Source organism: Salmonella sp. 741265116_PST, from assembly GCF_046567715.1.
In the GTDB taxonomy this organism is placed as follows: Bacteria; Pseudomonadota; Gammaproteobacteria; order Enterobacterales; family Enterobacteriaceae; genus Salmonella; species Salmonella enterica.
The window spans coordinates 56,632-69,616 of record NZ_JBKFPH010000008.1; the positions used below are offsets into that span (position 1 = coordinate 56,632).

Consider the following 12,985-nt stretch of genomic DNA (forward strand, 5'->3'; position numbering starts at 1 on the left):
CTGCGCTTTGCATTTTTACACATTATAAATGAAGTCACGGAAAGATGAAAAATGCGCGTTCTCCCGTATTGACGACGGGGCGTAATGCTGCCAGTGAGAAATATTTAAAAAGGAGCAACCAGAATGTATAACAATGAACCTGGCGCTCAGTCCGATCCAACGTTGGGCTACACTTTTCAAAATGATTTTCTGGCATTAAGCCAGGCGTTTTCACTACCCGAAATAGATTATACCGATATTTCCCAACGCGAACAGTTGGCGGCGGCGATTAAAAGATGGCCACTCCTGGCTGAATTTGCGCAACCACATTCATTAAGGAAGCCATGAATGGCGATTCTGGGACTGCAGGGCGTGCGCGGCGGGGTGGGAACTACATCTCTCACCGCAGCACTCGCCTGGGCGTTACAAATCTTAGGGGAAAATGTCCTGGTGATTGACGCCAGCCCCGATAACCTGCTGCGCATGTCGTTTAACGTCGACTTCGTCCATCAGGGCGGTTGGGCGCGATCATTGCTGGACGGCCAGGACTGGCGCGATGCCGGGTTACGTTATACCTCGCAGCTTGATCTACTGCCGTTTGGACAGCTCACCGCGCAAGAGCGGGAAAATCCGCAGGCCTGGCAGGAGACGCTGGGAGAGATCGGATCGGCTATCCAGGCGCTGAAAGCGAGCGGGCGTTATAGCTGGATTTTACTGGACTTGCCCTACGGCGCGTCACCGCTGACACGGCAGTTGGTGAGCCTCTGCGACCATACGCTGGCGATAGCCCAGGTTGACGCTAACTGCCATATTCGCCTTCATCAGCAGGCGTTGCCTGCCGGAGCGCATATTCTGATCAATGACTTACGCATTGGCAGTCAGTTACAGGACGATCTGTACCAGGTCTGGCTGCAAAGCCAGCGTCGGTTGTTGCCCATTGTGATCCATCGCGATGAGGCGATGGCGGAGTGTATGGCGTCGAAACAGCCGTTAGGCGAATATCGCAGCGATTCGTTAGCCGCCGAAGAGGTGTTAACGCTGGCGAACTGGTGCCTGCTGCATGATGCGGGCGACAAAACGTCCGCCGGGAGCCTGCGATGAGCGCCCTTTCCCGGTGGCTGCTTATCCCGCCGGTTAGCGCGCGCTTGAGCGAGCGCTATCAGGGTTACCGCCGCCACGGCGCGTCGCCGTTTAGCGCAGCGCTCGGCTGCCTGTGGATGATTCTGGCGTGGATAGTGTTTCCGCTTGAGCATCCGCGCTGGCAGCGTATTCGCGACGGGCATAAAGCGCTTTACCCGCATATTAACGCCGCCCGCCCGCGCCCACTGGACCCGGCCCGCTATCTCATTCAGACCCTCTGGCTGGTGATGATCTCGTCGACTAAAGAACGTCATGAACCGCGCTGGCGGTCATTTGCGCGCCTGAAGGACGTTCGTGGACGTTACCATCAATGGATGGATACCTTACCGGAACGGGTGCGCCAAAAGACAACGCATCTGGAAAAGGAAAAAGAGCTGGGACATCTTAGCAACGGCGCCCGACGTTTTATTCTGGGCGTTATCGTGACTTTTTCACTGATACTGGCGCTGATCTGTATTACGCAGCCATTTAACCCGCTATCGCAATTTATCTTTCTGCTATTGCTGTGGGGCGTTGCGCTGTTGGTACGACGTATGCCGGGACGCTTTTCCGCGCTGATGCTCATCGTGCTGTCGCTAACGGTCTCCTGTCGTTATATCTGGTGGCGCTATACCTCGACGCTAAATTGGGACGACCCGGTCAGTCTGGTGTGCGGGCTGATTCTGCTGTTTGCGGAAACCTACGCCTGGATTGTGCTGGTGCTGGGGTACTTCCAGGTGGTGTGGCCGTTAAATCGTCAACCGGTGCCGTTGCCGAAAGAGATGTCGCAGTGGCCGACGGTGGATATTTTTGTACCGACCTATAACGAAGACCTTAACGTGGTCAAAAATACCATTTACGCTTCGCTTGGCATTGACTGGCCGAAGGACAAGCTGAATATCTGGATCCTTGATGACGGCGGGCGCGAATCATTTCGTCAGTTTGCCCGACATGTTGGCGTGCATTACATTGCCCGCGCTACGCATGAACACGCCAAAGCCGGCAACATCAACAATGCGCTAAAACACGCGAAAGGCGAGTTTGTGGCAATCTTCGATTGCGACCATGTGCCGACACGCTCGTTTCTGCAAATGACAATGGGCTGGTTCCTGAAAGAGAAACAGCTGGCGATGATGCAGACGCCGCATCATTTTTTCTCCCCGGACCCGTTTGAGCGCAACCTGGGACGTTTTCGTAAAACGCCTAACGAAGGCACGCTGTTTTACGGACTGGTGCAGGACGGTAACGATATGTGGGACGCCACTTTCTTTTGCGGATCGTGCGCGGTGATTCGCCGTAAGCCGCTGGATGAGATTGGCGGTATCGCCGTTGAGACGGTGACGGAAGATGCGCATACTTCGCTCCGGCTGCACCGGCGAGGTTATACCTCAGCGTATATGCGCATTCCGCAGGCGGCGGGGCTGGCGACGGAAAGCCTGTCGGCGCATATCGGGCAGCGTATTCGTTGGGCGCGGGGTATGGTGCAAATTTTCCGCCTCGATAACCCTCTGTTTGGTAAAGGATTAAAACTGGCGCAGCGGCTGTGCTACCTCAACGCGATGTTCCATTTCTTGTCCGGCATTCCGCGCCTGATCTTTCTGACCGCGCCGCTGGCTTTTCTGCTGCTGCACGCCTATATCATTTATGCGCCTGCGTTGATGATTGCGCTATTTGTGATACCGCACATGGTCCACGCCAGTCTGACTAACTCGAAGATTCAGGGCAAGTATCGTCACTCTTTCTGGAGTGAAATCTATGAAACGGTACTGGCATGGTATATCGCACCGCCGACTCTGGTCGCGTTGATCAATCCGCACAAAGGGAAATTTAACGTCACGGCGAAAGGCGGGCTGGTGGAAGAGAAGTACGTCGACTGGGTAATCTCGCGTCCGTATATCTTCCTTGTCTTGCTTAACCTGCTCGGCGTGGCGGCGGGCGTATGGCGATACTATTACGGGCCGGAAAATGAAACGCTGACCGTCATCGTTAGCCTGGTGTGGGTCTTCTACAACCTGGTCATTCTCGGCGGCGCGGTTGCGGTTTCGGTAGAGAGTAAACAGGTCAGGCGCGCGCATCGGGTCGAGATTGCCATGCCGGGGGCCATCGCCCGCGAAGATGGACATTTGTTCTCCTGTACCGTACATGACTTCTCCGACGGCGGGTTAGGCATCAAGATCAACGGTCAGGCGCAGGTGCTGGAAGGGCAGAAAGTGAATCTGTTGCTTAAACGCGGGCAGCAGGAATATGTCTTTCCAACGCAGGTGGTGCGCGTAACGGGCAATAAGGTCGGGCTACAACTGATGCCGCTCACCACCAAACAACATATTGATTTTGTGCAGTGTACCTTCGCGCGCGCCGATACGTGGGCGCTTTGGCAAGATAGCTTCCCGGAAGATAAACCGCTGGAAAGCTTGCTGGATATTCTGAAGCTGGGCTTCCGCGGATATCGCCACCTCGCGGAATTCGCGCCGCCTTCAGTAAAAGTAATTTTCCGATCGTTGACGGCGTTAATTGCCTGGATTGTATCGTTTATTCCGCGTCGCCCGGAGCGGCAAGCGGCGATACAGCCGTCGGATCGGGTTATGGCTCAGGCTCAACAATGATGATAATGCGATGAAAAGAAAATTGTCCTGGATTTGTGCGGCGGTAATAGGATTAAGCGCGTTTCCTGCTTTCATGACGGCGGCGGCGCCTGCTACGCCGCCATTGATAAATGCTGAACCCACCGAGCCTGCGCAGTCGCCCGCAATTCAGGCGCCCGTCGTGGCGCAGACCGTGCCTTCGCGCGAGGTCAAGCTGACCTTTGCGCAAATCGCGCCGCCGCCGGGCAGTATGGCGCTGCGTGGCGTTAACCCTAACGGCGGCATTGAATTTGGTATGCGCAGCGATGAAGTGGCGTCGAAAGCGGTGCTGAATCTGGAATATACGCCCTCGCCGTCGCTCCTGCCGGTTCAGTCGCAGCTTAAGGTTTATCTCAATGATGAACTGATGGGCGTACTGCCGGTGACAAAAGAGCAGTTGGGGAAAAAGACGCTGGCGCAGGTACCTATCAATCCGCTATTTATCACCGACTTTAACCGGGTGCGGCTGGAGTTTGTCGGCCACTATCGCGACGTGTGTGAAAACCCGGCCAGCAGTACTCTGTGGTTAGACATCGGGCGAAATAGCGCCCTGGATCTGACCTATAACATGCTGGCGGTGAATAACGATCTGTCCCACTTCCCGGTGCCGTTTTTCGACCCGCGGGATAACCGTCCGGTGACGTTGCCGATAGTGTTTGCTGACATGCCGGATCTGGCGCAGCAGCAGGCGGCTTCTATTGTCGCGTCCTGGTTTGGCTCGCGGGCGGGCTGGCGCGGTCAGCGCTTCCCGGTGTTGTATAATCACCTGCCGGATCGCAATGCGATCGTGTTCGCCACCAACGATCGACGCCCCGATTTCCTGCGCGATCATCCTGCGGTTAACGCGCCGGTTATTGAGATGATGAACCATCCGGATAATCCGTATGTGAAGTTGCTGGTTGTGTTTGGTCGAGATGATAAAGACCTGTTGCAGGCGGCAAAAGGTATCGCGCAAGGGAATATTCTCTTCCGTGGTTCCAGCGTGGTGGTCAACGATGTAAAACCGCTACTGGCGCGCAAACCGTATGATGCGCCGAACTGGGTGCGAACCGATCGTCCGGTCACTTTTGGCGAGCTGAAAACCTACGAAGAGCAGTTCCAGTCGAGTGGGCTGGAGCCGGCACCCATCAACGTTTCTTTGAATCTACCGCCGGACCTCTATTTGCTGCGTAGCAACGGTATTGATATGGATCTCAACTACCGTTATACCTCGCCGCCGACCAAAGACAGTTCGCGGCTGGACATCAGTCTGAATAACCAGTTCCTGCAAGCCTTTAGCCTTAACAGCACGCAGGAAACTAATCGACTCCTGTTGCGCCTGCCGGTACTTCAGGGACTGCTGGATGGTAAAACGGATGTGTCTATTCCGGCGCTCAAACTGGGGGCGATGAACCAACTACGTTTTGACTTCCGCTACATGAACCCGATGCCGGGCGGGTCGGTGGACAACTGTATTACCTTCCAGCCGGTACCGAATCATGTGGTGATAGGGGATGACTCCACTATCGATTTTTCGAAATATTACCACTTTATTGCGATGCCGGATTTACGCGCGTTCGCCAATGCGGGTTTCCCGTTCAGCCGGATGGCCGACCTGTCTGACACGCTGGCGGTGATGCCGAAGACCCCAACCGAAGCGCAAATGGAAACGCTGCTGAATACGGTCGGCGCCATTGGCGGGCAGACCGGTTTCCCGGCAATTAATCTGACAATCACCGATGATAGCGCTCAGATAGCCGACAAAGACGCCGATCTGCTGATTATTGGCGCTATTCCGGACAAGCTAAAAGACGATCAGCGTATCGATCTGTTGGTGCAGGCGACACAAAGCTGGGTAAAAACCCCAATGCGGCAGACCGCTTTCCCGTCGATTATGCCGGATGAGGCCGATCGCGCGGCGGATGCGCAGTCCACCGTCACCGCCAGCGGCCCGATGGCGGCGGTGGTGGGCTTCCAGTCGCCGTTTAATGATCAGCGCAGCGTGATTGCTCTGCTGGCTGACAGCCCGCGCGGTTACCAGCTACTGAACGACGCCGTGAATGACAGCGGTAAACGCGCCGCGATGTTTGGTTCCGTGGCGGTGATCCGCGAGTCCGGCGTTCACAGTCTGCGCGTTGGCGATATCTATTACGTCGGACATCTGCCGTGGTTTGAGCGGCTGTGGTATGCGCTGGCGAATCACCCGGTGCTGCTGGCGGTACTGGCGGCTCTCAGTGTGGTATTACTGGCGTGGGTATTGTGGCGTCTGCTACGTATTCTCAGTCGCCGTCGTCTCGACCCTGACCATGAGTAACGCATGATGACTATGCTGCGCGGATGGATAACGATGATCGTCATGCTGACGGCAATAAATGCGCAGGCGGCCTGTAGCTGGCCTGCGTGGGAACAGTTCAAGAAAGATTACATTAGCCAGCAGGGACGCGTTATCGATCCGGGCGATGCGCGAAAAATTACCACCTCCGAAGGGCAAAGCTACGCCATGTTCTTTGCCCTGGCAGCGAACGATCGACCGGCGTTCGCGCAACTGTTTAACTGGACGCAAAACAATCTGGCGCAGGGATCGCTGCGTGAACATCTGCCCGCCTGGCTGTGGGGGCAAAAAGATCCCGACACCTGGTCGGTGCTGGACAGCAACTCCGCGTCCGACGGCGATATCTGGATGGCATGGTCGCTGTTGGAGGCCGGTCGTCTGTGGAAAGAGACGCGTTATACCGAGGTGGGCACGGCGTTGCTAAAACGCATCGCCCGCGAAGAGATCGTGAATGTGCCGGGGCTGGGCTCAATGCTGCTACCTGGCAAAATCGGCTTTGCCGAGGTGAATAGCTGGCGTTTTAACCCAAGCTATCTGCCGCCGCAGTTGGCGCAATATTTTAGCCGTTTTGGCGCGCCGTGGTCGACGTTACGGGAAACCAATTTGCGGCTTTTGCTGGAAACCGCGCCGAAAGGTTTCTCGCCGGACTGGGTGCGTTATGAAAGCAAGCAAGGCTGGCAGTTGAAAGCGGAAAAGACGCTGATCAGTAGCTACGATGCGATTCGCGTCTATTTATGGGCGGGAATGATGCATGATGGCGATCCGCAAAAAGCGCGTTTACTGGCGCGATTTAAACCGATGGCGACGTTAACGATGAAAAACGGCGTTCCACCGGAGAAAGTGGATGTCGTCAGCGGGAATGCGCAAGGGACGGGGCCGGTCGGGTTTTCCGCCGCCTTACTGCCTTTCCTGCAAAATCGCGACGCCCAGGCCGTGCAGCGACAGCGGGTCGCAGACCATTTTCCTGGCAGCGATGCCTATTACAACTATGTGCTGACTCTCTTTGGACAAGGCTGGGATCAGCACCGTTTTCGCTTCACCGTCAAAGGTGAATTATTACCTGACTGGGGCCAGGAATGCGTAAGTTCACGTTAAGTCTCATGCACGCTTTTTTGCCGGCTGGCGGTCGAAACGCCTTACCTGGCAAAAGGGGCGTTTCTCGGGCATTGTTGGGTTTATCGCTTGGTATGGCGCTAACACCGCTTGCCGGCGCAGCGACCTCCGCGCAGCAACAGTTGCTGGAGCAGGTTCGGCTGGGCGAGGCCACGCACCGTGAGGACTTAGTCCGTCAGTCGCTCTATCGCCTGGAGCTGATCGACCCCAATGATCCACAGGTTATCGCCGCCCGTTTCCGCTATCTGTTGCGCCAGGGGGATAGCGATGGGGCGCAGAAGCTACTTGACCGGCTGGCGCAACTGGCGCCGGAGTCGACGGCGTATCAATCTTCCCGCACCGCGATGCTGCTCTCCACGCCGCAAGGACGTCAGTCTTTGCAGGAGGCGCGTTTACTGGCGACGACCGGCCATACTGAACAAGCGATCGCCAGCTACGACAAGTTGTTTAAAGGTTATCCGCCGGAGGGCGAACTGGCGGTCGAATACTGGACGACCGTGGCGAAATTGCCCGCCCGCCGTCACGAAGCGATTAACCAGCTACAGAAAATCAATGCCGTCAGTCCGGGTAATAACGCTCTGCAAAATGCGCTGGCGCAACTGTTGTTCGCCAGCGGGCGGCGCGATGAGGGATTTGCGGTGCTAAAACAGATGGCGAAATCCAGTACGGGACGCAGCGCGGCCTCCGCCATCTGGTACCAGCAGATAAAAGATCTCCCGGTGAGCGACGCCAGCGTAAAAGCGTTGCAAGACTATCTGACGCAGTTTAGCGAAGGCGATAGCGTGTCTGCCGCCCGCGCCCAGCTTAGCGAGCAGCAAAAACAGTTAGCCGATCCGGCGTTCCGTGCGCGCTCGCAGGGCATCGCGGCGGTTAATGCCGGAGAAGGCGGCAACGCCATTGCGCAATTGCAGCAGGCGGTGAGCGCCCGGCAGGACGACAGCGAGGCGGTCGGCGCGCTGGGGCAGGCATACTCACAGCGTGGCGATCGCGCCCGCGCCGTCGCGCAGTTTGAAAAGGCGCTGGCGATGGCGCCGCACAGCAGCAGCCGCGATAAGTGGGAGAGTCTGCTGAAGGTCAATCGCTACTGGCTGTTAATTCAGCAGGGCGACGCGGCCTTAAAAGCGAATAATCTGGCCCAGGCGGAGCGTTTCTATCAGCAGGCGCGAGCAGTGGATAACACCGACAGCTACGCGGTGCTGGGGCTGGGGGATGTGGCGATGGCGCGCAAAGATAATGCCACCGCCGAACGTTATTATCAGCAGACGCTGCGTATGGACAGCGGTAATACCAATGCTGTACGCGGGCTGGCGAATCTTTATCGCCAGCAGTCGCCGCAAAAAGCCGCCGCGTTTATCGCTTCTCTTTCCGCCAGCCAGCGGCGCAGTATCGACGATATCGAACGCAGTCTGGAAAATGACCGTCTGGCGCAGCAGGCGGAAACGCTGGAAAGCGAGGGCAAATGGGCGCAGGCCGCAGAACTGCACCGTCGTCGGCTGGCATTAGATCCGGGGAGCGTGTGGGTGACGTACCGACTGTCACGCGATCTGTGGCAGGCCGGGCAGCACGCCCAGGCCGATGCGCAAATGCGCTCTCTGGCGCAGCAGAAGCCAAACGATCCGGAACAGGTCTATGCTTATGGGCTTTATCTTTCCGGCAGCGATCGGGACCGGGCGGCGCTGGCGCATCTCAATACCCTGCCGACCAGCCAGTGGAACAGCAATATTCAGGAACTGGCGGGCCGATTGCAAAGTAACCAGGTGCTGGAAAGCGCTAACCGCTTGCGCGATAGCGGCAAAGAACGCGAAGCGGAAGCGTTGTTACGTCAGCAGCCGCCCTCTACGCGCATTGCGTTAACGTTGGCGGACTGGGCGCAGCAGCGTGGCGATAATGCGGCGGCCCGCGCCGCTTATGACGCCGTTCTGGCGCGGGAACCGGGTAATGTCGATGCCATGCTGGGGCGGGTGGAAATCGACATCGCACAGGGCGATAACGCCGCGGCGCGCGCTCAACTGGCGGCGCTGCCTGCGTCGCAAATCACCTCTATTAACATGCAGCGCCGCGTCGCGCTGGCGCAGCTCCAGCTTGGCGATATCACGGCGGCGGCGCGGACCTTCAACCGCATTACGCCGCAGGCAAAAGCACAGCCGCCATCAATGGAAAGCGCGATGGTATTGCGTGACGCCGCCGCTTTTCAGGCGCAAACGGGCGAGCCGCAGCGGGCGCTGGAGACCTACAAAGAGGCAATGGTCGCCGCGGCGATTACGCCGGTTCGTCCCCAGGATAACGATACCTTTACCCGCCTGACGCGCAATGATGAAAAAGATGACTGGCTAAAACGCGGCGTGCGTAGCGATGCGGCGGAGTTGTACCGTCAGCAGGATCTCAATGTCACGTTGGCGCACGATTATTGGGGGTCGAGCGGGACTGGCGGCTACTCCGATCTGAAGGCGCATACCACGATGCTTCAGGTGGATGCGCCCTGGTCGGACGGACGGGCGTTCTTTCGTACTGATATGGTGAATATGGATGTTGGCCGCTTCTCTACGGATGCGGATGGAAAATACGATAATAACTGGGGTACCTGTACGCTGGAGAAATGCAGCGGACATCGTAGCCAGGCCGATACGGGCGCGAGCGTGGCGGTCGGCTGGCAGAATGAGACCTGGCGCTGGGATATCGGCACGACGCCGATGGGCTTTAATGTCGTTGATGTGGTCGGCGGCATCAGCTATAGCGACGATATCGGGCCGTTGGGTTATACCCTGAACGCGCATCGTCGCCCGATCTCCAGCTCGCTGCTGGCGTTTGGCGGGCAAAAGGACGCCAGCAGCAATACCGGCACCAAATGGGGCGGCGTGCGGGCCAACGGCGGCGGCGTCAGTCTCAGCTATGATAAAGGCGAAGCAAACGGTGTCTGGGCGTCGCTTGGCGGCGACCAGTTGAGCGGTAAAAATGTGGAAGATAACTGGCGCGTGCGCTGGATGACCGGTTATTACTATAAGGTGATTAACGAGAATAACCGCCGCGTTACCGTCGGGCTGAATAACATGATCTGGCATTACGACAAAGATCTGAGCGGTTATTCACTGGGTCAGGGCGGTTATTATAGCCCGCAGGAATACCTGTCGTTTGCGGTGCCGGTGATGTGGCGGCAGCGTACGGAAAACTGGTCGTGGGAGTTAGGCGGCTCGGTATCCTGGTCGCACTCCCGCAACCGTACCATGCCGCGTTATCCGCTGATGAATTTGATCCCGGCAGATTATCAGGAGGATGCGCGTGACCAGACCAACGGCGGCGGTAGCAGCCAGGGATTTGGCTATACCGCGCGGGCGCTCATTGAACGCCGGGTCACTGCCAACTGGTTTGTGGGTACGGCTGTCGATATTCAGCAGGCGAAAGATTATACCCCCAGTCATCTGCTGCTGTATGTCCGTTATTCCGCGGCGGGCTGGCAGGGGGATATGGATTTACCGCCGCAGCCTCTGGTGCCTTACGCTGACTGGTAATCATTGCGTCAGGCCTACGAATTGACAGGCATCGTAGGCCTGAGAAGCGCAGCGCCATCAGACGCTATCATTAACCGTTATTCAGAAAAGTCCTTTTCAGATACAGCCTCTCTTAATGCCGCTGCAATCGGGTATACTCAGGCGGCAGTCCGGGATATCCAGGGAGAGTCAATTTGCGCGTCAGCCGCTCGTTAACAATTAAACAGATGGCAATGGTTGCGGCCGTTGTCATGGTGTTTGTTTTTGTCTTTTGCACCGTTTTGTTGTTCCATCTGGTACAGCAGAACCGCTACAACACGGCTACGCAATTGGAAAGCATCGCGCGATCTGTTCGGGAACCTCTTTCTTCCGCGATTTTAAAAGCGGATCTCCCCGGCGCGGAAACCATTCTGGAAAGTATTAAACCTGCGGGCGTGGTGAGTCGCGCCGATGTGGTATTGCCGAATCAGTTCCAGGCGTTGCGTAAGCGCTTCATTCCTGAACGCCCCGTCCCGGTTATGGTGACGCGTCTCTTCGAACTGCCGGTACAAATTTCTTTACCGGTTTATTCGCTGGAGCGTCCCGCCAATCCGCAACCGCTGGCCTACCTTGTATTGCAGGCGGATTCGTACCGTATGTACAAGTTCGTCATGAGCGCGCTCTCTACGTTAGTGACCATTTACTTACTTTTGTCGCTGATCCTGACGGTGGCCATCGCCTGGTGCGTAAACCGCCTGATTGTGCATCCGCTGCGCAAAATTGCCCGCGAGCTGAACGACATTCCGCAGCAGGAGCTGATCGGACATCAGCTGGCGTTGCCGCGTCTGCATCAGGATGATGAAATTGGGATGCTGGTGCGCAGCTATAACCTCAACCAGCAGCTTATGCAGCGTCAACGCGAGGAGCAAACGGACAACGCGATGCGTTTTCCGGTTTCCGAGCTGCCCAATAAAGCCTTTTTAATGGCGCTGCTGGAGCAGGTTGTCACTCGCCAACAGACCACTGCGCTTATCATCGTGACGTGCGAAACGTTGCGTGACACGGCAGGCGTGCTGCAAGAAACGCAGCGGGAGATTCTATTACTGACGTTGGTTGAGAAGCTGAAGTCGGTGCTGGCGCCGCGCATGGTGCTTACGCAGGTCAGCGGGTATGACTTTGCCATTATCGCCCACGGCGTTAAAGAGCCGTGGCACGCCATTACATTAGGTCAGCAAATACTCACTATCATTAATGAACGACTGCCCATCCAGGGTATTCAACTGCGCCCAAGCTGCAGTATTGGCATTGCGATGTATTATGGCGATCTGACCGCCGAAGCGCTCTATGGTCGCGCCGTCTCCGCCGCCTTTACCGCGCGCCGAAAAGGTAAAAATCAGATCCAGTTCTTTGACCCGGCGCAGATGGAGGCCGCTCAACAGCGCCTTACCGAAGAGAGCGATATCCTTACCGCGCTGGATAACCATCAGTTTGCCATTTGGCTGCAGCCGCAGGTCGAGATGCGCAGCGGCAACGTATTAAGCGCCGAAGCCTTGTTACGTATGCAACAGCCGGACGGTAGCTGGGAATTACCAGATGGGCTGATTGAGCGCATTGAATCCTGCGGCCTGATGGTTACGGTGGGCCATTGGGTGCTGGAAGAGTCCTGCCGCCAGCTTGCCGCCTGGCAGGAGCGCGGCGTGACATTGCCGCTCTCCGTCAATCTTTCCGCGTTACAGCTCATGCACCCTGGCATGGTGTCGGAGCTGCTGGAATTGTTAAACCGCTATCGTATTCAACCAGGTACGCTGATTCTTGAGGTCACTGAAAGCCGCCGTATCGACGATCCGCACGCTGCCGTCGCTATCTTACGTCCGTTACGTAATGCTGGCGTGCGTATCGCACTGGATGATTTTGGCATGGGTTACGCGGGGCTGCGCCAGTTACAGCATATGAAGTCGCTACCGGTCGATATCCTTAAAATTGATAAAATGTTTGTCGATGGGTTACCGGATGATCACAGTATGGTGATGGCGATTATCCTGATGGCCCGCAGTCTTAATTTACAATTGATTGCCGAGGGCGTGGAGAACGAGGCGCAACGCGCGTGGCTGGCACAGGCGGGAGTCAACGTCGCGCAAGGCTTCCTGTTTGCTCGGCCCGTTCCCGCGGATATCTTTGAAGAACGGTATCTGTCGCACGAAAATCCTGATTACAAAAGTTAAAAAAGGTCGCGCTTGTGCGAGCCAGCTCAAACTTTTTAACATTTTTGTTTCAATTATGATCCTGGCGCATTTCTGTCATGTTGTGTGGGTGTTATTTTAAGGCCGCAGGTTACTCATAACCTTACAAGACCTGTGGTTTTTACTTTAAGGACACCC

General features: G+C 56.6%; 7 protein-coding genes. All 7 read left to right on the forward strand.

Annotated features, from left to right (window positions below):
• Positions 1–123 precede the first annotated feature (123 nt).
• The 7 genes from bcsR to hmsP all read left to right on the forward strand — a co-directional run bounded on the left by bcsR (position 124) and on the right by hmsP (position 12,829).
• Positions 124–327, forward strand: coding sequence for a cellulose biosynthesis protein BcsR (bcsR, locus tag ACLD11_RS07825; RefSeq protein WP_000282616.1), 204 nt, complete (start codon positions 124–126; stop codon positions 325–327).
• Positions 328–1,080 carry a cellulose biosynthesis protein BcsQ gene (gene bcsQ / locus ACLD11_RS07830; protein ID WP_000996118.1) on the forward strand — a complete coding sequence of 251 codons (753 nt, stop codon included), beginning with the start codon at positions 328–330 and terminating at the stop codon, positions 1,078–1,080.
• Positions 1,077–3,701, forward strand: coding sequence for a UDP-forming cellulose synthase catalytic subunit (gene bcsA, locus ACLD11_RS07835; protein ID WP_411014754.1), 2,625 nt, complete (start codon positions 1,077–1,079; stop codon positions 3,699–3,701). Before bcsQ ends, bcsA begins: the two co-directional genes overlap by 4 nt.
• Positions 3,702–3,711: 10 nt before the next feature.
• Entirely contained in the window at positions 3,712–6,012 is a 2,301-nt protein-coding gene (bcsB, locus tag ACLD11_RS07840; protein ID WP_411014755.1) for a cellulose biosynthesis cyclic di-GMP-binding regulatory protein BcsB, read from the forward strand.
• A 3-nt stretch (positions 6,013–6,015) separates the two neighbouring features.
• Complete coding sequence (bcsZ, locus tag ACLD11_RS07845; RefSeq protein ID WP_411014756.1) at positions 6,016–7,125, forward strand: cellulose synthase complex periplasmic endoglucanase BcsZ; 1,110 nt, start codon at positions 6,016–6,018, stop codon at positions 7,123–7,125.
• Positions 7,107–10,649, forward strand: coding sequence for a cellulose synthase complex outer membrane protein BcsC (gene bcsC, locus ACLD11_RS07850; protein ID WP_411014757.1), 3,543 nt, complete (start codon positions 7,107–7,109; stop codon positions 10,647–10,649). Before bcsZ ends, bcsC begins: the two co-directional genes overlap by 19 nt.
• A gap of 173 nt (positions 10,650–10,822) precedes the next feature.
• Positions 10,823–12,829, forward strand: a complete 2,007-nt coding sequence (gene hmsP, locus ACLD11_RS07855) for a biofilm formation regulator HmsP (RefSeq protein WP_411014758.1) — start codon at positions 10,823–10,825, stop codon at positions 12,827–12,829.
• Positions 12,830–12,985 lie beyond the last annotated feature (156 nt).

What these genes read in the sequence shown, in the direction of transcription:
- bcsA (WP_411014754.1), top strand. Translation starts at nt 1,077, where the DNA reads ATGAGCGCCCTTTCCCGGTGGCTGCTTATCCCGCCGGTTAGCGCGCGC.
- bcsB (WP_411014755.1), top strand. Translation starts at nt 3,712, where the DNA reads ATGAAAAGAAAATTGTCCTGGATTTGTGCGGCGGTAATAGGATTAAGC.
- bcsZ (WP_411014756.1), top strand. Translation starts at nt 6,016, where the DNA reads ATGATGACTATGCTGCGCGGATGGATAACGATGATCGTCATGCTGACG.
- bcsR (WP_000282616.1), top strand. Translation starts at nt 124, where the DNA reads ATGTATAACAATGAACCTGGCGCTCAGTCCGATCCAACGTTGGGCTAC.
- bcsQ (WP_000996118.1), top strand. Translation starts at nt 328, where the DNA reads ATGGCGATTCTGGGACTGCAGGGCGTGCGCGGCGGGGTGGGAACTACA.
- bcsC (WP_411014757.1), top strand. Translation starts at nt 7,107, where the DNA reads ATGCGTAAGTTCACGTTAAGTCTCATGCACGCTTTTTTGCCGGCTGGC.